17 protein-coding genes and 2 tRNA genes are annotated in these 19456 nt (G+C 62.3%); 6 read left to right on the plus strand and 13 right to left on the minus strand.

Annotated elements, in window-relative coordinates; translation table 11 throughout:
• Window positions 1-60: 60 nt before the first annotated feature.
• Together argS and NKH49_RS05825 are read right to left on the minus strand one after the other, a co-directional pair.
• A complete protein-coding gene (argS, locus tag NKH49_RS05820; RefSeq protein ID WP_352925399.1) occupies window positions 61-1818 on the minus strand; it encodes an arginine--tRNA ligase in 1758 nt (585 codons plus the stop codon).
• 61 nt (window positions 1819-1879) lie between these two features.
• A complete protein-coding gene (locus NKH49_RS05825) occupies window positions 1880-3094 on the minus strand; it encodes a deoxyguanosinetriphosphate triphosphohydrolase (RefSeq protein WP_352925401.1) in 1215 nt (404 codons plus the stop codon).
• Between the two features lie 73 nt (window positions 3095-3167).
• Between NKH49_RS05825 and erpA the strand changes: the two genes are divergently transcribed.
• From erpA to NKH49_RS05845, 4 genes are all read left to right on the plus strand, one after another.
• A complete protein-coding gene (gene erpA / locus NKH49_RS05830) occupies window positions 3168-3515 on the plus strand; it encodes an iron-sulfur cluster insertion protein ErpA (protein ID WP_352539735.1) in 348 nt (115 codons plus the stop codon).
• 2 nt (window positions 3516-3517) lie between these two features.
• Window positions 3518-3907 carry a VOC family protein gene (locus NKH49_RS05835; RefSeq protein ID WP_352470415.1) on the plus strand — a complete coding sequence of 130 codons (390 nt, stop codon included), beginning with the start codon at window positions 3518-3520 and terminating at the stop codon, window positions 3905-3907.
• 30 nt (window positions 3908-3937) lie between these two features.
• Window positions 3938-4732, plus strand: a complete 795-nt coding sequence (gene xth / locus NKH49_RS05840; RefSeq protein ID WP_352925403.1) for an exodeoxyribonuclease III — start codon at window positions 3938-3940, stop codon at window positions 4730-4732.
• 77 nt (window positions 4733-4809) lie between these two features.
• On the plus strand, window positions 4810-5127 hold the full coding sequence (locus tag NKH49_RS05845) for a hypothetical protein (RefSeq protein WP_023678938.1): 318 nt from the start codon (window positions 4810-4812) through the stop codon (window positions 5125-5127).
• A 24-nt stretch (window positions 5128-5151) separates the two neighbouring features.
• Here the strand turns inward: NKH49_RS05845 and NKH49_RS05850 are convergent, their stop codons facing one another.
• The 8 genes from NKH49_RS05850 to NKH49_RS05885 all read right to left on the minus strand — a co-directional run bounded on the left by NKH49_RS05850 (window position 5152) and on the right by NKH49_RS05885 (window position 16269).
• Window positions 5152-5988, minus strand: a complete 837-nt coding sequence (locus tag NKH49_RS05850) for a tetratricopeptide repeat protein (RefSeq protein WP_023678939.1) — start codon at window positions 5986-5988, stop codon at window positions 5152-5154.
• Entirely contained in the window at window positions 5975-7699 is a 1725-nt protein-coding gene (gene ilvD / locus NKH49_RS05855; RefSeq protein WP_352925405.1) for a dihydroxy-acid dehydratase, read from the minus strand. Before ilvD ends, NKH49_RS05850 begins: the two co-directional genes overlap by 14 nt.
• Window positions 7700-7979: 280 nt before the next feature.
• Window positions 7980-9200 (minus strand): OmpP1/FadL family transporter, encoded by a 1221-nt coding sequence (locus tag NKH49_RS05860; RefSeq protein ID WP_352470410.1) that lies wholly within the window; start codon window positions 9198-9200, stop codon window positions 7980-7982.
• A gap of 425 nt (window positions 9201-9625) precedes the next feature.
• Window positions 9626-12409: a valine--tRNA ligase gene (locus NKH49_RS05865; protein ID WP_352925407.1), complete on the minus strand. Its 2784-nt coding sequence runs from the start codon at window positions 12407-12409 to the stop codon at window positions 9626-9628.
• 389 nt (window positions 12410-12798) lie between these two features.
• A complete protein-coding gene (locus NKH49_RS05870) occupies window positions 12799-13659 on the minus strand; it encodes a DUF2497 domain-containing protein (protein ID WP_352816850.1) in 861 nt (286 codons plus the stop codon).
• 199 nt (window positions 13660-13858) lie between these two features.
• Window positions 13859-15250 carry a TolC family outer membrane protein gene (locus tag NKH49_RS05875; RefSeq protein WP_352470406.1) on the minus strand — a complete coding sequence of 464 codons (1392 nt, stop codon included), beginning with the start codon at window positions 15248-15250 and terminating at the stop codon, window positions 13859-13861.
• Window positions 15251-15437: 187 nt separating this feature from the next.
• Window positions 15438-16106 (minus strand): protein-L-isoaspartate O-methyltransferase family protein, encoded by a 669-nt coding sequence (locus NKH49_RS05880; RefSeq protein ID WP_352925410.1) that lies wholly within the window; start codon window positions 16104-16106, stop codon window positions 15438-15440.
• 89 nt (window positions 16107-16195) lie between these two features.
• A tRNA-Cys gene (locus NKH49_RS05885) sits at window positions 16196-16269 on the minus strand.
• Window positions 16270-16486: 217 nt separating this feature from the next.
• Here NKH49_RS05885 and NKH49_RS05890 point away from each other — a divergent pair.
• Window positions 16487-16687, plus strand: coding sequence for a hypothetical protein (locus NKH49_RS05890; RefSeq protein ID WP_352925412.1), 201 nt, complete (start codon window positions 16487-16489; stop codon window positions 16685-16687).
• 63 nt (window positions 16688-16750) lie between these two features.
• Here NKH49_RS05890 and NKH49_RS05895 read toward each other — a convergent pair whose 3' ends face one another.
• Entirely contained in the window at window positions 16751-17011 is a 261-nt protein-coding gene (locus tag NKH49_RS05895) for a hypothetical protein (RefSeq protein WP_023676401.1), read from the minus strand.
• 220 nt (window positions 17012-17231) lie between these two features.
• Between NKH49_RS05895 and NKH49_RS05900 the strand changes: the two genes are divergently transcribed.
• Window positions 17232-17306: transfer RNA gene (locus tag NKH49_RS05900), tRNA-Asn, on the plus strand.
• On the opposite strand, the gene NKH49_RS05905 is transcribed toward NKH49_RS05900, so the two are convergent.
• Both NKH49_RS05905 and NKH49_RS05910 read right to left on the minus strand, forming a co-directional pair.
• Window positions 17265-18938, minus strand: a complete 1674-nt coding sequence (locus NKH49_RS05905) for a recombinase family protein (RefSeq protein WP_352925597.1) — start codon at window positions 18936-18938, stop codon at window positions 17265-17267. The genes NKH49_RS05900 and NKH49_RS05905 overlap by 42 nt on opposite strands.
• Window positions 18939-18959: 21 nt before the next feature.
• Window positions 18960-19208, minus strand: coding sequence for a hypothetical protein (locus NKH49_RS05910; protein WP_352925414.1), 249 nt, complete (start codon window positions 19206-19208; stop codon window positions 18960-18962).
• Window positions 19209-19456: the final 248 nt, after the last annotated feature.

Raw genomic sequence — 19456 nt, forward strand, 5'->3', positions numbered from 1 at the left:
CGTAGGGTTGGCCCTTACCAGCGCAATGTGGGCAAAAGGTGACAGGTTTTTTACTCAAACCTAACGCATTTCGGTGGGCGCATTGGCTCCGATCAGCGTCAGGCCGGACGTCAAAACGTCCGAAACAGCCTGCACCAGCCCTAGTCTGGCATGCGTCAATTGTCGGTCGTTAACCTTAACAAAACGTAAGTCGGGATTATCGGTGCCCCGGTTCCAGTGTCCGTGGAAGCTGGAAGCGAGTTCGTAGAGGTAAAATGCCAGCCGGTGGGGCTCGAGCGCGAGCGCCGCGGCTTCGATCAGCCGAGGATATTCGGCGAGCTTCCTGATCAGGCCGATCTCCCCCTCATCGGTCAGCAAAGCCACTTCGGCGGCCAGCTGGTTGCGGTCGAACATGGCCTCGCCCAATTGCTCGCTCGCCTGCCGGAATACCGAATGGCAGCGCGCCGAGGCATACTGCACGTAGAACACCGGATTGTCCTTCGACTGCTCGGTTACCTTGGCGAAGTCGAAGTCGAGCGGCGCGTCGTTCTTGCGGTAGAGCATCATGAAGCGGATCGGGTCGCGGCCGACCTCCTCCACCACTTCGCGCAAGGTCACGAACTCGCCCGACCGCTTCGACATACGTACCGGCTCGCCGGCGCGAAACAGCCTCACCAGCTGGCAAAGCAGCACGGTAAGCTTGACCTCGTCGCCGGCAATCGCCCGGGCAAGCGCTTCCAGCCGCTTCACGTAGCCGCCGTGATCGGCGCCAAGCACATAGATCAGATCGACGAAGCCGCGATCGACCTTGTCCTTGAGGTATGCGACATCGGCGGCGAAATAGGTGAAGGTGCCGTCCGACTTGACCAGCGCCCGGTCCATGTCGTCGCCGACCGCGGTCGAGCGGAACAGCGTCTGCTCGCGGTCCTCCCAGTCATCCGGTTTCTCGCCCTTGGGCGGCGGCAGCTTGCCCTTGTAGATGTGACCCTTCAGCGTCAGGTCGCTGATCGCCGAGCGTATCTTGCGGGCGTTGTTCGCATGCAGCGTCCGCTCGGAGAAGAAGACGTCGTGATGCACGTTGAGCAGCGCCAGATCCTCACGGATCATCGCCATCATCGCATCGATCGTCCTGTCCTTGACGATGGCAAGCGCCTCCTCGTCCGGCATCTGCAGCAGGGAGCGGCCGAATTCGCTGGCCAGCGCCTGACCAACGGGGATCAGATAGTCGCCTGGATAAAGCCCGGCCGGAATGTCGCCGATCTCATCGCCGAGCGCTTCGCGGTAGCGCAGCATGACTGAGCGTCCGAGCACGTCGATCTGCGAACCGGCATCGTTGATGACGTATTCCTTGGTCACGTCGTAACCGGCGAAGGCCATCAGATTGGCCAGCGCGTCGCCGACCACAGCACCCCGGCAATGGCCGACATGCATCGGGCCGGTCGGGTTGGCCGAGACATATTCGACATTGGTTTTCTTGCCGCCGCCGATAGTCGAGCGGCCGTAGTTGCGGCCTTCGCCGAGCAGCGCCGTCAGATGCGCCTGCCAGAAACCGTCCTTGAGCCTGAGATTGACGAAGCCCGGACCGGCGATCTCGGCGGCCGCGATATCCTCGTCGGCGCGCAGCGCCTCGGCCAGCCTTTCGGCCAGCGCACGCGGGCTCTGGCCGGTCGGCTTGGCCAACACCATGGCAGCGTTGGTCGCGAGGTCGCCATGGCTGGCATCGCGCGGCGGCTCGACGGCGATGCGCGACAGGTCCGGCGACGCGCCATCCTTGTCTTTCAAATCAAGCGCTTCGACGGCCTTTATGATTCGCGCGTTGAAATCGGCGAAGATGTTCATTGCTATGGCTCTGACGGTTTTGCATGGATCCGGCGCGTTGGCCGGCAAAATCGCGCCCGCCCTAGCTCAAATCCGGCGTATGGTCAAACAAACGCCTGTGTTCCTTGAGCGCATAAGTGTCCGTCATGCCGGCCAGGAAATCGGCAACACTGCGCGCCTTGACGCGGTCCTCTGCCCGGTCGAGCCCTTCGCGCCAGCCATCCGGCATGGCGCGCGGATCGGCGAAATAGACGTCGAACAGGTCCCTGACGATCTGGTCGGCATCGGCGCGCACCCGCATGACCTCCGCATGCCGGTAGAGGTGCTTGTAGAGAAAGGCCTTCAGCTCCTTTTCCGATACGGCCGTCTCGGCGGAGAAGCTCACCATCGTCTCGCCGGCCGCCCTTACCGCTTCGGCGCTGCCGGGCTGGATGCGCGCCAGATTGGCCGTCGTCGAGACGATCACGTCCTCGACCATGATGGTGATCTGCCGGCGCATCAGCTCGTGGCCGGTGCGTACGTCATCGAGCGCCGGATAGCGCTGACGCACGCCCTTGAGAATCGACCCCGGCAGCGAGACGCCCTCCAGCATATCGAGCGTCAACAGCCCTGCCCTCAAGCCGTCATCGATGTCGTGGGTGTTGTAGGCGATGTCGTCGGCAATCGCCGCGCACTGCGCCTCGATACCAGCGAAGCGGTCGAGCTCGAGGTCGTGCAGTTCGGAATAGTCGCGGATAGCCTGCGGCACCGGCCCCTTCAGCCCTTTGCCCTTGGCATCGGTCAGCGGGCCATTGTGCTTGACCAGCCCCTCCAGCGTTTCCCAGGTGAGGTTCAGCCCATCGAACTCGGCATAGCGCCGCTCCAGCCGCGTCACCACACGCAGCGACTGTGCATTGTGGTCGAAGCCGCCCCAGGCGGCCATCTTGTCGTTCAGCGCGTCCTCGCCGGTATGGCCGAAGGGCGTGTGGCCGAAGTCGTGCACCAGGGCCACCGCCTCGGCCAGGTCCTCGTCGCCGCGCAGCGCCCGCGCCAGAGCGCGTGCGATTTGCGCCACCTCGATCGAATGCGTCAGCCTCGTGCGGTAATGGTCGCCTTCGTGTGCGACGAACACTTGCGTCTTGTGCTTCAGCCGGCGGAACGCCGTCGAATGGATGATGCGGTCGCGGTCGCGCTGGAACGGCGTGCGCGTCGGGCTTTCCACCTCGTCGAACAGCCGCCCGCGCGACTTCGCCGGGTCGCTGGCATAGGCCGCGCGCGGCCGATAGCCGAATCCGATGTCGCCCAACTCGTTGGTCATAGCGTATGCCGCAGTTGACTTGCCCCGTCGCGCTTCATACCTATCATACAAAACCGAAAGCAAGGTGACGCCCATGGGCGCTGATGCCAAGACCGCCATGAAAGTCGAGATGACCGACGCCGCCGCCAGGCGGATCGCCAAGATTGTGGCGAGCGAAGCCGGCAAGACGGCGCTGCGCGTTTCGGTCGAGGGCGGCGGCTGTTCCGGCTTCTCCTACAAGTTCGACCTGGTCGATGGGCGCAATGACGACGACGTCGCCATCGAGAAGGACGGCGCCACCGTGCTGATCGACGACCTGTCGCTGGTCTATATGGGCGGCTCGGTGATCGATTTCGTCGACGATCTGATGGGCCAGTCGTTCCAGATCAGAAACCCCAATGCGGTCGCCTCCTGCGGCTGCGGCACCAGCTTCTCGATCTAGAAATGCCCGACATCGGCGCGGTCCGTCAGGTCGCGCTTTCCGCCGGGCGCGACCTCGATGCGACGCTGGCGTTCTGGCGCGAGGTGCTCGGCATGAACCTGCATGCGCGTTTCGATCCGCCGGGCATCGCCTTTATCATGGCCGGTGACGTGCGCCTGCTTTTCACCGACGGCCTGCCTGCCGGCACCGTCTATCTCGACATATCGGGCCTCGACGAGTTCCACGCTTCGGCAAGGGCCGCGGGTGTTCCCTTCACCGCGCCGCCGGCGCTCGTCCATCGCGACACCGAAGGCCTGTTCGGCCAGGCGGGGGAAAGCGAATGGATGGCCTTCCTAAAGGACCCGGCAGGCAATACGATCGGCCTTGTCGAACGTCATCCACCGGATCGCTAGTCTCCGGACCACCAGCCTATCGAGGCCGTCATGAAAATCGTCACCTGGAACATCAACGGCGTTCGCGCCCGCATCGGCAATTTGACCCATTGGCTGACGGAAAGCGCGCCCGACATCGCCTGCGTGCAGGAGATCAAGACGGTCGACGAGCAGTTTCCCCGCGCCGAGATCGAGGCGCTCGGCTACAATGTCGAGACTTACGGCCAAAAAGGCTTCAACGGCGTCGCCATCCTGTCGAAGCTGCGTTTCGACGAGGTCAATCGCGGCTTGCCGGGCGACGATGCCGACGAGCAGGCGCGTTTCATCGAGGGCGTGTTCTCGACCGACAAGGGCGCCTTGCGCGTTGCCTCGATCTATCTGCCGAACGGCAACCCGATCGACGACGAGAAGAAGTTCTCCTACAAGCTTTCCTGGATGGCGCGACTTGAGCGCTGGGCCGAGGAGCGGCTTGCTCTGGAAGAGCCGCTGGTCCTGGCCGGCGACTACAATGTCATTCCCGAGCCGATCGACGCGAAGTATCCGGAAAACTGGCTAAGCGATGCACTGTTCCAGCCCGCGACGCGGCAGGCGTTCCGGCGGCTGAAGAATCTCGGCTTCACCGAAGCCGTGCGTGCCGTCACCGACGCCCCGGACATTTTTACGTTCTGGGACTATCAGGCCGGCGCCTGGCAGAAGAACAACGGCATCCGCATCGACCACCTGCTTCTGTCGCCCGAAGCCGCCAACTGGTTTTCCTCGGCTTCGATCGAAAAACAGGTGCGCGCCTGGGAAAAACCCTCCGACCACGTGCCGGTGGCGATCGATCTGGCGCTGCAGCCGGCCTGACCGGAGCTGCTGTCCGGCGGCACATTGATAAGTTGACCTCTTATCGCCACAAATCGCGCGCTTAATGAGAAATCATCATGGTGGCTGGGGTTCCCATGACTACTCGATTTGCACTCTGCCCGATCGGCTGCGCGCTTGCGATGGCGGTGGCGACGCCGGCTTTTGCCGATGCAGAGTGCCTGGCTAACGGCAAATCATTCCAGATCGGCCGGGTCGCCTGCCTGACGCTTGCCGGCCAAAGCTACCTCGCCCGTTGCGAGATGGTGCTCAACAACACATCCTGGACAAAGCAGCGGGATGGCTGCCCGGAGAACACGCTGGCCCCACATCTGCAGGGCACGCCGATCTCAACACCGGCGCCCAGCGGCATGCCGGCGGAACCGACCGACAATTGATCTCAAAACGGAAATTCTGCCGACCTATTGGTCGCCGCCACCCTTGGTGAGGATGTCGTCGGCCAGCGAGATCGCGGTGCGGCGGTCGGCTTCGCCGGCGGCCGCAAACGCTTCTTCCTGCATGCCGCGGATCCATGGCTGGTCGGCGGGTGAGGCCCGTTCGAGCGCCGCGGTCATCATCGCCAGCCCCCGCACGATCTTGCCGCTTTGGAAAAGCAGGTTGCCGAGCGTCGCCTGCGCGCCCGCATGGCCCTTTTCGGCCGCCAGCTGGAACCAGCGTCCGGCCTGCTTGACGCTGGCCTTGACGCCGCCCTCACCCTTGAGGAACATCTGGCCCATCTCGAACTGGGCGTTCGGGTTGCGGTAGTTGGCGGCGGCGCGCATGTAATATTCCTGGGCCGCCACCTCGTTCTCCTCGACGGGGCTGCCGGGAATGCCCTTCCTCAGATAGTCGCCGAGCGCCACCAGCGCGTCCGAAACATAGCTTTCCTCGGGCGAACCGGGCTCGACATCCTGGTCGACGATCTCGCTGAAGAACTTGAACGCCGCGTAGTCGTCTCGCGCCACGCCATCGCCTTCGGCATACATGCGCGCAAGCTTCCAGGTGGCGCCGATCTGGCCGTTCTCTGCGGCATATTTATAGGCTTCCGCGGCCTGCTCCTTATGGCCGTTCTTGTAGGCGGAAAAGCCGAACTGGAACACCGCCCACGGGCTCGACTGCGGCTTCACGCCGGTCTTGTCGTCGAACACCTTGTCGTCGAAGGCCATGGCCTGGCCGACGGCGCCCAAGGTCGCGCCAAACGTGGCGAGCGCAACCAGTGCCGAAAGGACAGACGACCTCAACAACTCAGATGTCCGCATAGCAGTGTGTTTCTTTGGCACCGCCGGGATGGGTGACCGCGCCGTCGCGGGCAGGTCCGACCGTCTGTGCGTATTTCCAGATCGCGCCCGACTGATAGTCGGTCGTGCGCGCCTTCCATGCTTTTGCCCTCGCCGCCAGTTCGGCTTTGGACAATGCAACCTCGATCGTGCCGTTCACCGCATCGATCGAGATCAAGTCGCCATCCCTAAGCAGCCCGATCGGGCCGCCCACTGCCGCTTCCGGCCCGACATGGCCGATGCAGAAACCGCGCGTTGCGCCCGAAAAACGCCCGTCGGTGATGAGCGCCACCTTGCCGCCCATGCCCTGGCCGTAGAGAGCCGCCGTCGTCGACAGCATTTCGCGCATGCCCGGGCCGCCGCGCGGACCCTCGTAACGGATGACGAGAACCTCGCCTTCGCTATAGTTGCGATGCGTAACCGCTTCGAAACATTCCTCTTCCGAATCGAAGCAGCGTGCCGGACCCGAGAATTTGAGCTCCGCCATACCTGCGACCTTCACGATCGCGCCTTCGGGGGCAAGGTTACCCTTCAAGCCCACGACCCCGCCGGTCTGGGTAATCGGCCTGTTGGCGGGACGGACCACATCCTGGCTGTCATTCCAGGCAACATGTTCCATATTTTCGGCCAAAGTGCGGCCGGTCACCGTCAGGCAATCGCCATGAAGATAGCCATGGTCGAGCAGCGTCTTCATCAACAGCGGAATGCCGCCGGCCTCGAACATGTCCTTGGCGACGTATTTGCCGCCCGGCTTGAGGTCGGCGATATAGGGTGTTTTCTCGAATATCCTGGCCACGTCGAAAAGATCGAACTTTATCCCGGCCTCGTGCGCGATCGCCGGCAGATGCAGCGCCGCGTTGGTCGAGCCGCCGGTGGCCGAGACCACGGTCGCGGCATTTTCCAACGCTTTTATGGTAACGATGTCGCGCGGGCGGATGTTCCTTGCGATCAGCTCCATGATCTTTCCGCCGGAAGCGAAATTGAAGCGGTCGCGCATCTCGTAGGGTGCCGGCGCGCCGCAGGAATAGGGCAGCGCCAGGCCGATCGCCTCAGCGACGGTGGCCATGGTGTTGGCGGTGAACTGGGCGCCGCAGGAGCCGGCCGATGGACAGGCGGCTTGCTCGATCTCGAGCAGCTCGGCGTCGCCGATGGTGCCGACCGAATGCTGGCCGACCGCCTCGAACACGTCCTGCACGGTGATCTGCCGGCCACGGTAGCTGCCGGGCAGTATCGAGCCGCCATAGATGAATATCGACGGTACGTTGAGGCGCACCATGGCCATCATCATGCCGGGCAGCGACTTGTCGCAACCGGCCAATCCAACCAGCGCATCGTAGCAATGGCCGCGCATGGTGAGCTCGACCGAGTCGGCGATGACCTCGCGCGACACCAGCGACGACTTCATGCCCTGATGACCCATGGCGATGCCGTCGGTGACGGTGATGGTGCAGAATTCGCGTGGCGTGCCGTTGGCCGCCGCCACGCCCTTCTTGACCACTTGCGCCTGGCGCATCAGCGAGATGTTGCAGGGCGCGGCCTCGTTCCAGCAGCTGGCGACACCGACCAGAGGCTGCGCGATCTCGGCCGCCGACAGCCCCATTGCATAAAGGTAGGAGCGATGCGGCGCCCGCTCGGGACCAACGGTCACGTGGCGGCTCGGCAGCTTGGCCTTGGAGATCGCTCTGGCGTCCATACTCGTCCTTGCCGCGGGCGGTGCGGCCTGCCTCTTCGCCTAGCCTTTTGGCGCATGTCCCGAGACAGGTTCGAGGTGCGCCGGGTTTATGGCGGGAAATAGGCAATGTTCTCGGGCGGCCGGGCGACGCGAGGGTTGTTCAGAAACTGTTGCCAAAACGTCACAATTATCGGAGCGAACATCATGGGGGGCAATTTGTTGCATTGGCCGAATGCCGGATGACGCACCGAACAAAACGGCCGGGCAACGCCCGGCCGTTTTGTCGTTTAAAATTCAATAGTTAGAACTTGATCTTGACGGAAGCCGAACCAGCGAGAAGCAGGTCGTTGCCGTAGGTGTAGGTAACGGCATTTGCCACGTCGCCGACACCGCTGAAAGTCGATGACCCGCTCGTCAGCACACCGATCGAGCCGCCGAGCCTGACCTCGACCTGGTCGTTCGGCGAATAGGAGACGCCACTGGCGACGGCCCAGGTATCCGACTGATAGCCGGAGGTCGTCGAGGTGCCGCGATCCCAGGTCAGCGAAACCACGCCCGACAATTGATCGGTGAACTTGTGCCCGATACCGCCCGTGACCGTCCAGCCGTCGCGATAAAGCAGGTCGAATGAAACGGGCGAGGGCAAACCGGTTACCGGACTGCGCACGCCATTGATGGCAATGACGCCAAGCTTGCTCCACTCCTGCCAGCGGATGGAACCAAAGGCCAGCCAGCCAGGAGCTATGCCGCTCTGCAGCTTGAATTCCAGAGCCTGAGGTATCTCAGCCGACGCCGAGACTGGGTACACGCCGGTAGAGCCGGGAATCAGATCCGCTGGAAAGGCGCCCCTGAAGCCGGTCGTGTCGACGGTTCCCGACAGCCCGTCATATTTGTAGCTCGAAGAGTACATCAGGCTGGCGCGCAGAGCGATCTCGGGGATCTCATAGGCTGCGCCCGCACGCCAACCCCATGCCTCGTCGGATAGCTTGAAGACACCGAGGCCGGTATTGCCGAAGGCGAGCAGTGTCTGACGGGAAAGAAACGCGTCTACCTGCTGGTAGGAGACACCGCCGATGAATCGTATGGCGCCCTTGCCGACGTTCACCTTATAGGAGCAGGTGAGACCGAAATCGTCTGTGTCGACGGCGTATTTGACCGCTGTCGGCGAATAGGCGTTGTTCATGCCGAAATTCGCGTCCGCACCATACGGTCTCGTATAGGTGGCAAGACAATCTACGGGCTCAAAGATGTTGGCTTTGATGCCGACATGCGGCACCGCATAATCGCCACCAACGTCCACCGCCGATGTCGACAAACCCGAGCCATCGAGGCGCTGCACATTCTTGAGTTTGCGCTGTGGCGAAACATAGGTGACGCCTGCGTCGAACGAATATGGCGCCGCGTCGAACAGCTGGTCGATGTTGACGCCGCCCCGGTCAAAGCCCCCGGCTTGCACCGTCCCAGCCAAAGCCAGCGAAAAAGCCCCCGCGCCCAGCAGCACTTTCAGACGCGAATAACACATGAATCTCCTCCCCGAAATGTCCTTGCATCAAGCTAGAACCAATTCAGGTTAACGGCGCAACAACGAATTCGCCGTGCGTACATGTACAGCTTGGCTGAACGCATTTCCGACAAGGTGTCGGCCTTCTTACCGAGGCGGGAAAATGGCCGCCACAATACAGATCGACGAGAAAACTCGGGAAAAACCCCTAAATCACTGCAAAACAGGGCATTTTGCGTGCCCAGTCAGCCATTGTTACATTACGGCAACAATGGGGCAAAAACATTCAGTTTGCCTCAAGATTTACGCTGCGGAATGCCCGTTTTCGTGGCAGGCGGCCTGTCTGGAAGGCAGATTCGTGACCGGCGAATCTATTGCGGCCAGCAGGCCCAATTTGTTTGATCAGCCGGCCCAATCTGTTCGATCAACCGGCCCAATCTATTCGATCAACCGGCATCGCGCACCCGCGCCAATGCCACCGAAAGCTTCTCTTGCGCCTCGCGATATTCGGCGAGTTTTTCACGCTCGGCCTCCACCACCTCTTCCGGCGCGTTGGCGACGAATTTCTCGTTGGACAGCTTCTTGTAGAGCCGCGCTATTTCCTCGGTCACCTTCGCAAGCTCCTTGTGCAGGCGCGCTGCCTCGGCGGCAAGGTCGATCAGGCTGCCGAGCGGCAGGCAGATCGTCGCCTCGCTGACGACGATCTGGGCGGATCCCCTGGGTGGCGCCTCGGCGAGCGAGATGTCGCCGACCCGCGCCAGACGCTTGATGGCCGAGTCCTGACGCTCGAGCCTTTCGTGTGTTGCGTCGTTGGCGCCGATCACCACGAGCGGTGCGATAGCCGCCGGCGGCACGTTCATCTCCGAACGCACCGAGCGGATGCCGGAGACAAGGTCGATCAGCCAGTTGATATCGGCGGCGGCCGCCTCGTCCTCGAAGTCGGGCGACGGCCATGCCGCATGACAAAGCAGCGATTGCCGTTGCCTGCCCTCGCCGGCGGTTTCGGCCCACAGTTCCTCGGTCATGAACGGCATCATCGGATGCAGCAGCTTGTAGATCTCGTCGAGTACGAAGGCGACGCATGCCCTGCTCTCGGCCTTGGCGGCCTCGTCGGTGCCCATGAACACCGGCTTCAGCAGTTCCAGGTACCAGTCGCAGAACTGGTTCCAGACGAAGCGGTAGGCGGCACCCGCCGCCTCGTTGAAGCGGTATGAGGTGATGCCGTCCGTTATGTCGCGCGCGGCTCGTGTCAGCTCCGTCAGGATCCAGCGGTTGACCGCCAGCTTGGCGTCCTGCAGCCAGAAATCGTCGTCGCGCGCCACTTCGTTCATCTCGGCGAAGCGCGTCGCGTTCCACAGCTTGGTGCCGAAATTGCGATAACCGGCAATGCGCGCCGGATCGAGCTTAACATCGCGGCCTTGCGCTGCCATCACAGTCAAGGTGAAGCGCAGCGCATCGGCGCCGTATTCGTCGATGAGCTCGAGCGGATCGATGACGTTGCCTTTCGACTTCGACATCTTCTGCCCGTTCTTGTCACGAACCAGCGCGTGGACATAGACCGTATGGAACGGCTCCTGGTCCATGAAATGCAGGCCCATCATCATCATGCGGGCGACCCAGAAGAAGATGATGTCGAAACCGGTCACCAGCACGTCGGTCGGGTAATAGGTCTTCAGCTCCGGCGTCTGGTCCGGCCAGCCAAGCGTCGAGAACGGCCACAGCGCCGACGAGAACCATGTATCGAGCACGTCCTCGTCGCGGGTCAGGATCTCGCCAGGCTGGAAATTCTCAAGCTTGTCCTCGACCCAGGCCTTCCACGGCCCTTCCAGCGCCAGATAGTATTCGACGGCGGCACCGAGCGCCTCTTCCTCGGTCTTTTCGACAAAGACATGCCCGTCCGGCCCGTACCAGGCCGGGATCTGGTGGCCCCACCAGAGCTGGCGCGAAATGCACCAGGGCTGGATGTTTTCCATCCAGTCGAAATAGGTCTTTTCCCAGTTTTTGGGCACGAAATTGGTACGGCCCTCGCGCACCGAGGCGATCGCCGGCTTGGCCAGTTCCGCCGCATTGACATACCACTGGTCGGTCAGAAACGGCTCGATCGGCACGCCGCCGCGGTCGCCGTGCGGCACCGTGTGGCGATGCGGCTCGACCTTTTCGAGAAAGCCGCCCGCCTGCATCAGCTCGACGATCTTCCTGCGCGCATCGAAACGGTCGAGGCCGTCGAGGCTGTCCCAGACGGCCTGGCGCTCCGGCGTCACGTCCAGTCCGGCGAGAAAGTCCTCATTGTCCTTGAGGCTCACCGCCGCATTGACGGTGAGGATGTTGACCGCCGGCAGCCGGTGGCGCTTGCCGACCTCGAAATCATTGAAGTCATGCGCCGGCGTGATCTTGACCGCACCACTGCCTTTTTCGGGATCGGAATACTCGTCCGCCACCACCGGGATCCTGCGGCCGACGATCGGCAGGATGAGGTTCTTGCCGACAAGATGCCGGAAACGCTCGTCGTCGGGGTGGACGGCGACAGCCGTATCACCCAGCATCGTCTCCGGGCGGGTCGTCGCAACGGTAATGAAGGTCTTCGGATTTTCCGGATCGAAGGTCATGCCTTCGACCGGATAGCGGAAGTGCCAGAGGTTGCCGTTGACTTCCTGCTGCTCGACCTCGAGATCCGAGATGGCGGTCAACAGCTTCGGGTCCCAGTTCACAAGGCGCTTGTCCTTGTAGATCAGCCCTTCCTTGTAGAGCGTCACGAACACTTCGAGCACGGCCTTGGACAGGCCCTCGTCCATGGTGAAGCGCTCCCGGCTCCAGTCGGCCGAGGCCCCGAGCCGCTTCAGCTGGTTGAGGATGGCGCCGCCGGATTCGGCCTTCCATTCCCACACCTTGTCGATGAACTCATCGCGGGTCAGGTCGCGGCGGTGAATCTGCTTTTCTATCAGCTGGCGCTCGACCACCATCTGCGTGGCGATGCCGGCATGGTCCATGCCTGGTTGCCAAAGAACGTTCTTGCCGCGCATGCGCTCGAAGCGCACCAGAATGTCCTGCAGCGTGTTGTTGAGCGCATGACCCATATGCAGCGAGCCGGTGACATTCGGCGGCGGGATGACGATGGTGAAGGCTTCAGCCCCCTCCTCGGCCCCGGCACCGGCCCGAAACGCGTCGGCCTCTTCCCAGATCCTGGCAATCTTCGGCTCGACGGCTTTGGCGTCGTAGATCTTTTCGAGCATGGGAAAACGGTCCGCGCTGTCCGGAATTTGTGGTCCGGTGTAAATCGGAAGGTTGTTGCCAAGTCAACCGCAAGGGCGGCATGGCCAATAGATAGCGCCGGGATGGTTCGGTGCAACTCGCGGGACTGAATGTTGCAAGGCAATCGCTTCAGGTTTGCGCTGCCCCTCATTGCCCTGCCGGGCATTTCTCCCCGTATAGTGACGGGGAGAAAAACGCCTGCACTGAAGCTTTCGCCAGTCACGAACGTTGCGGAAAAGGCGCCTAAATTGCGGTCAACCCCTTCTCCCCGTCACTATACGGGGAGAAGGTGCCGGCAGGCGGATGAGGGGCAGCGCCGACTTCGACAATTCGCCGGTCGAGCGCCGCCCATTGGCGGCTCTCCGAATTGCTACTGCGCGCCGCGCGCGACGCGCTCGATTTCCTCGCGCACCAGCCGCTCGACCAGCGTCGGCAGGTTGTTGTCCAGCCAGTCCTGCAGCATCGGCCGCAGCATCTCCTCGGCCATCTCGTCGAAGGTCTTCTTGCTGCGGCTGGCAAACGCGTCTGAAAGTTCACCGAAGGCGGCGGCAACCTGCCGGCCCGCATGCTCCGAAAGGATCGCCGGCCGAAGGGACGGCGCCTCGCTGGCCGCCGGACGCGCCAATCCGATTCTAGAAGATTCCGGGCCGATTTTAGAAGGTTCCGGGCCGCTTTCCGAAGGCTCCGGCCCAATTTCCGAAGGCTCCGGCACAGGTCCAGCAGTCGCCTCGTTCTCGAAAACCTCGGCTTTCGGCTCGGCGTCCGGCGTCCGGAGTGGCTCGGCGCGCTCCGGCTTGGCCATCGCGTCGCCGACCGCGGCGATCTCGCGCCGCCAATCGGCTATGATGGTGTCGGTCGTCTCGGCAGCCTTGGCTGTCGCAGGCCGATCCGGCTTTGCGGGAGCGGTGTTCACCTCAGCCGGCGTAACCGCTGCCTTTACCGGGCCGGCGCGCAGCGGCGTTTCCAGGGGCTCAATGACCGGCGCGGCCGTTGGCTGCACCTCGGCGCGCGTGGCCGGCTTGGCGATCTCCAGCCCGCCGCGCAGTTCGGAGCGGAACGCATCCCCCTCCGCTGCCCGTCCGGCTGCCGGCGCCGGTTGCAGATCCTGGCGCAGCTCGTCCGCGTCGCCCGGCTGCTTGCGGCCGGTATCGCTGTCCTCGATGATCCTTCTGATGGAAGCCAGTATTTCTTCCATGGAAGGTTCGCGCTGTACGCTGCTTGCCGTCGCCATCGTCACATCCGCCGCCCTTGTGACTCGTTCTCAGATTTCCTGTCCGGCAATGCCGGATTCGAATCATGGCAACAGCGTAACCGACGGAACGGCTTGCGAGAATCCCCAATCTGGCGACATCTCGGATTTCAACAGATTAGGGTCGGGAGTTGAAAGCCCGCGCGTCGTTCGAGCGCGGGCTGAAAACACGGCCTGGCGATCAGCGGCCGTCCGGCGTGCGCAGACCGATCCACTTGTCCTTGACGGCGTTGTAATGCTCTTCGGGCCTGTACTTCGTCACGTTGAGCGCAAGGCGGTCTGCCGACAAATGGCCAACCGCCGAGAGGATGGCATAGCTCGCCACCACCACGTCGCGTTCGGCGCTGACAAGATTGATCTTGGCGGTGATGAGGGTCGCCTGCGCGTTGAGCACGTCGAGCGTGGTGCGCTGGCCGACATTGCGCTCTTCGATGACGCCGTTCAGGGCAAGCTGCGCGGCGGCGACCACCTGCCGGTTGGCCGTGACGCTTTGCTGCGCGGCGGTGTATTGCGACCATGCCGAGGTCACCGCCTGGCGCACGGTGTCGCGGCTGACATCGACCTCGATACGGGCCTGGCTAAGTGATTCCTTTGATTGGCGAACCAATGCCGAGGTCCGGCCGCCGGAATAGATCGGTATCGTCAATGTCGCACCGATGTTCGCCGAATTGGTTACGCCATCCTGTGTCGAGGAGAGCGAGCCGGGCGCGGTGCCGCGATAGGCGCTCGAAACACCCGCCGACGCCGAGAGTTGCGGCAGCAGCGCGCCTTCGGCAGACTTCACGGAAAACGCCGCCGCGTCGACCAGATGCGCGGTGGCGAGGATGGCCGGATGCTCGGCCGATGCGATCGCGATCGCTGCATCGAGGCTCGACGGCAACAGCTTCGACACCGGCGAAGCCGGCCTGAGCCTGCCCGGCTCGTCGCCGACGATCTGGCGATAGGTCGCGGCGCTTGCCAGCGCCGTAGCGCGGGCGGCGCTCAACTGCGCCACCGCGGAGGCACGCTGGGCGTCGGCTTGCGCGACGTCGGTGCGGGTACCTTCGCCGACCTCGAAGCGCGAACGCGCCGCACGCGCCTGCTCGGTCAGGAATTGCAGGTTCTGTTCGGTCAGCACGGCGACCTGACGGTCGCGGATGACGTCCATATAGGCGCTTGCCGCGTTGAAAAGAGTGTTTTCTTCGGCGTTGCGCAGGCTTTCGAACGAAGCGCGGACCCGCGATTCGGCGGCCGCCACATTGTTCCTGGTCTGAAAACCGTCAAACAGCGTCTGGTCGATCTCGACGCCAAAGTTGCCGGTGGTCAACGAGATGTTTCGGTGCAACAGGTTGCTGTGGCTGGCGGTATAATCAATACTTCCGGAACCGGTGATGGTCGGGCGCCAGCCGGACTTGGCGATGGCAACGCCCTCGTCGGTGACGCGAACGCCGGCGCGTGAAGAATTGAGAGAGGAATTGTTCTGATAGGCCTTTGAAAGTGCCCCGAGAATGGTTTCGGCCGAGGCGGCCATTGGAGAAAGCGCGGTCGCCGAAACGAGGACAGCGGTAAAAAGCAACTTGCGTACAGACGGCACGTTATATTCCCTCATTCGTTTTGCACGGGAACTGCGCCACGCTGGCTTCTCCTTCTGATCAGCCGGCGCCGCGTTTTTTATCGTTCCCCCGCTGAAAGCCCCCAAGAAACACCCGGTTATGCAGATCAGCAACGATTGTTCAAACGCAAGCGATCATGACAGCGCCTTCGCTGCAAGGCAAAATCACTCAGAATTCGAAGGCGGGAATGCGTTCGAATCCCGGTAGTGGCTTAATTGCCGCATTAAATGCGCGTCTTCCCGTTACAACCCCTCCAGTCTTAAAAAAAAGCCGGGCTACGCCCGAATTGCCCTGCCCTTCAACGGCGACGAGTCGGCCGCCTTCGGCAAGCTGGTCGAACAGCGCCGCCGGCACCTCGCCGACGCTGCCGCCGATCAGGATCACGTCGTAAGGCGCCTTATCTGCGTGGCCTTGCGGCAGCGGCCCCTGGATCACGGTGACATTGCCGCAACCCAGCGCCGCAAGCGTCGAAGTGGCGGTCTCAGCCAGCGCCGGATCGCTTTCCAGCGCCACCACGGACCTTGCCAGCCGCGACAGGATCGCCGCCGCATAGCCGGTGCCGCAGCCGACATCGAGTGCCGAATCGCTTGGGCCGATATCGGCCAGCTGCATCAGCTTGGCCAATGGCGACGGCTCCATCAGATAGCGCGGGCCATCGGCCGTGTCGGCAATTCGGATATCCTCGTCGATATAGGCAAGATCGCGCTGGCCGGGGGCAACAAAGGCCTCGCGCGGCACCACAAGCATCGCCTCGAGCAACGGCGCGCTGGTCACGTCGGTGGTGCGGATCTGGCCGTCGACCATCTTCACCCGGCGTTCGGCAAAATCAGCGCTCATGTTCCAACCATCCGCTTGCCGCGCAAAGGCCGCGGCTGTTTCGACCGGAACTGAAGCCCCCCGGCGCTGACGCGCGGGAGCTCGGGCATTGGAGGCCTCGCCCGGAATCGAACCGGGGTGCAAGGATTTGCAGTCCTCTGCGTAACCACTCCGCCACGAGGCCTCATTGCTCCCGGCGTTCCACCCGGCTCCAATAGGTTGCGGCGAAAATGCCGTCAAGCGGCCACCATGCATTCCCAACGGTTCCTCGACATTCCATGCCCTGCCTTATCAACGCAATGCCCATGTTAGCAATAACATATTAGCTTATCGTTAAGCATGATTCTGGGCGACGGGAACCCGAAACCGGCGGCCACGTTGGGCAAAGAGGAGGCTCCGCCATGCGTCGAGCAGCTAGGAAGGACGGCACGTCGCGCGGATTGTCGCAGTCTGCAGAGCTTGTGCGCTATGCCATCGACCGCCTCAGCATAGAAGGCGCAAACAGCCTTCCGCCGCGCGACCGGGCGCGGCTGGCATCGGCTACCGCCGTTCTCAAGGAGCTTTGCGAACGCCTGGAGAGCTGTTTCGACCAACCTCGGTAAACGTATGGGCGGACGACGCCGCTCGCCGACATATGGCAGGCTGGCGGCCGTCAGCGGGCAATCTCAGTCAGGCCGGCGCCGTCGCTCCCACCAGACGACGAAGCGGCGCCGATGACGACGCACCAGGGCAAATTCGTAGGAGAGCACCAGCAGTCCGATCGGTACCATCCAGAAACCCAGGATCGGCAGGAAGCCGAGAATGCCGCCGATGATCAGCACGACGCCGATCGCAATCCTGAGGCCGCGCGAGCGCGGCATGGTGAACTGGCGGCCGAAGACCGAGATTTTCCGGGCCGGTGGCTGTTCGTCGCTCATTGCCGTCATGTGAAATGTCGATCCGTTTGCATCAGTAGCACCATCAGCCGGAGAAAGCCGCAACGGCCTTTTCTGTTCCTTGACAGGCGAGAGACAGCTCATATGAGGGCGCTCGCCGGCCATTGCCAGCAAGCCTCGCGCCAAAAAGCATCGAAAAAATGCGAAATGCTTCTTTGCAAAGCCGAAACGGGTTTGCTATAGGCTGCCCCACTCACGCAAGAGCCTCTGTTCCCCGGTAGCTCAGTGGTAGAGCAACCGGCTGTTAACCGGTTGGTCGCTGGTTCGAATCCGGCCCGGGGAGCCACTTCAGGTCAAAACTGCGAACGCCGCTTACACCCGGTTCCACTCCAGAGCCGCCTTGCTCCGTGGCGAGCGTCTGAAGGAGTTTGATTTTGGAGCCAGTGATCCGTATTTCGCCATCTCCCACTTCAATCCGCTGCACTAGCGCCTGCAAATAGTGACGGCTGAGCCCACCATCCGTTCGAATTTTCTTTCGCGCCTCAATGCCAAAGCGGTGAAGCAACTCCGGCGTAATCCTGGTTTCTCCACTTTCCCTGCGCCCTTCAGCACGCTCGGCGTCGGCTCGTGCAGCATCTCGGACTCGCTTCAGCTCAGTGATGCGCCCTTTGAGATTGGAATCACCCAAGTCGGCGAGGCCATTTTCAATCGCCTCGTACAATCGCGTGAGCTTGGCCTCAGCGTCCGCCGCCTGCCTTTTTAGCTCGGTGACTCGGCCTTTTTGCCGCTCTGTTTGCTCGTCGCGACGCCTTATCAACCCCGACAGCAGTTCTTCCAAGCGGGCTGGCTCGAGTAGCCGGTCCTCCATGTAGGAAACGACCTTCGTATCCAGTTCCTCCATCGGGACTGTGCGTCCCCGGCATCCGCTCTTCCCCTGACGCGCTGCCGTGCAGCAGGTATAGTAGCGATACTGTTTCCCCTTCCCCGATGTACGCAGGGTCATCGCCCCACCACAGTCGGCGCAGAAGCAGACGCCACCTAGCAACGTGCCTCCGCTCACGAATCGGGGCGCTTTCAACTGCGGGCTTCGGGACCGCATCATTTGCTGGACCTCGGCAAACTCCTCGGGGTCGACGATCGGCTCGACGATCACTTCAACCACCTGGTCGTCGGGGTTCTGCTGTTTCTTGCGCCAACTGGAGACGTTGAAGCGGTGGCGCCCAATGTACGTCTCGCGCTTGAGAATCTGATGCACCGCGCCAACACCCCAGCGCCCACCGGTCTGGGTCCGAATGCCTCGCATGTTCAAGAAGTCGGCGATCTGCCTCGCCCCCATGGGGCCATTGTCCGCCCCGACGCGCGCGAGGCGGAACATCAGTCGGACAGTATCGACCCGTGCGGGATCCGGCTCGATCTTTTTCTTCGTGCGCGACCCACGCTGCTCGGCAGCGACGATCCTATAGCCAAAGGGCGGCCGGGATCCGTTCCAATAGCCCTGTCTGGCATTTTCTCGCATTGCACGGAGCGTGTGCTTGGCGTTTTCCTTCGACTGATACTCGTCGAAGAGCGCCATGATCTGGCGCATCATCACACTCATCGGATCGTCACCAAGATCCTGCGTGCTGGATGTGAGCCGAATGCCGTTCTTGGCCAACCGACGCACATAGAACTCAAGCTGAAATTGGTCGCGGAAGAAGCGCGAGAACGAATGCACGATAATGAACTCGAACGGTGCGGGCTTCTGCGCCCCTGCGTCCATCATGCGTTGAAACTCGGGCCGGCGGTCGTCTGTTGCCGATGCGCCTGCCTCAACGAACTCCGCAACGACGGAAATCCCCTTCGCATCGCAATAGGCCTGAAGCTGACGGCGCTGATCTGGAATCGACAGATCGTGCTCGGCCTGCCGACCCGTCGACACCCTCAAATACAAAGCCGCGCGCCCAGGCAACGCCAAGGCGGGATTCAGGGTGAGGGTCATGCGACACCTCCTTTTGTTGCTTCAATGCGTTTGGCTGAGCAGTTCGTCCAATAACGGCCCGAAATGAACCTCGAACACATCGAGTTCGGCATCAGAGACGGGAATGCGGTCCGGCCAGTCATCGGAAATGCTGAGGTCCCAAGTGTGCTCGATTGCCCTTCGTGCGAGGACCTGCGACCTGGCATGGCAACGAGCGCGCGGCTTGCGGACATAGTCAAACAGATCGACTTCGTCCTGGGGGGCAGAAAATGGGGGGCTATTGTCCGGCATCCCGCCATTGTGGGCAAAATCCAAACAAAATTAAACCGTTCCAGTTGGTTACCGGCAGCCTTTAAAGCGCAGTACCGGACAGTCTCGGCAGGATCCAACAATTTTGGCGGGCTGCGTCGTGCCACGGCGTAGCGGAAAAACCAGCAGACGGCGCTCCGACGCAGCACATGACTGGATCTACCCACCGATGGCTTCCTTTCAGCGTCTGATGAGCCTAGCACCGCGATCTGGAAATATTACCGGTAACA

Origin of the sequence: Mesorhizobium sp. M1088, from assembly GCF_040318575.1 — a bacterium.
In the GTDB taxonomy this organism is placed as follows: Bacteria; Pseudomonadota; Alphaproteobacteria; order Rhizobiales; family Rhizobiaceae; genus Mesorhizobium.

Bases quoted from the DNA above. Each gene is read 5' to 3' on its own strand.
- argS (WP_352925399.1), bottom strand. From the start codon at position 1,818: ATGAACATCTTCGCCGATTTCAACGCGCGAATCATAAAGGCCGTCGAA.
- NKH49_RS05825 (WP_352925401.1), bottom strand. From the start codon at position 3,094: ATGACCAACGAGTTGGGCGACATCGGATTCGGCTATCGGCCGCGCGCG.
- erpA (WP_352539735.1), top strand. From the start codon at position 3,168: ATGGGCGCTGATGCCAAGACCGCCATGAAAGTCGAGATGACCGACGCC.
- NKH49_RS05835 (WP_352470415.1), top strand. From the start codon at position 3,518: ATGCCCGACATCGGCGCGGTCCGTCAGGTCGCGCTTTCCGCCGGGCGC.
- xth (WP_352925403.1), top strand. From the start codon at position 3,938: ATGAAAATCGTCACCTGGAACATCAACGGCGTTCGCGCCCGCATCGGC.
- NKH49_RS05845 (WP_023678938.1), top strand. From the start codon at position 4,810: ATGGTGGCTGGGGTTCCCATGACTACTCGATTTGCACTCTGCCCGATC.
- NKH49_RS05850 (WP_023678939.1), bottom strand. From the start codon at position 5,988: ATGCGGACATCTGAGTTGTTGAGGTCGTCTGTCCTTTCGGCACTGGTT.
- ilvD (WP_352925405.1), bottom strand. From the start codon at position 7,699: ATGGACGCCAGAGCGATCTCCAAGGCCAAGCTGCCGAGCCGCCACGTG.
- NKH49_RS05860 (WP_352470410.1), bottom strand. From the start codon at position 9,200: ATGTGTTATTCGCGTCTGAAAGTGCTGCTGGGCGCGGGGGCTTTTTCG.
- NKH49_RS05865 (WP_352925407.1), bottom strand. From the start codon at position 12,409: ATGCTCGAAAAGATCTACGACGCCAAAGCCGTCGAGCCGAAGATTGCC.
- NKH49_RS05870 (WP_352816850.1), bottom strand. From the start codon at position 13,659: ATGGCGACGGCAAGCAGCGTACAGCGCGAACCTTCCATGGAAGAAATA.
- NKH49_RS05880 (WP_352925410.1), bottom strand. From the start codon at position 16,106: ATGAGCGCTGATTTTGCCGAACGCCGGGTGAAGATGGTCGACGGCCAG.
- NKH49_RS05890 (WP_352925412.1), top strand. From the start codon at position 16,487: ATGCGTCGAGCAGCTAGGAAGGACGGCACGTCGCGCGGATTGTCGCAG.
- NKH49_RS05895 (WP_023676401.1), bottom strand. From the start codon at position 17,011: ATGACGGCAATGAGCGACGAACAGCCACCGGCCCGGAAAATCTCGGTC.
- NKH49_RS05905 (WP_352925597.1), bottom strand. From the start codon at position 18,938: ATGACCCTCACCCTGAATCCCGCCTTGGCGTTGCCTGGGCGCGCGGCT.
- NKH49_RS05910 (WP_352925414.1), bottom strand. From the start codon at position 19,208: ATGCCGGACAATAGCCCCCCATTTTCTGCCCCCCAGGACGAAGTCGAT.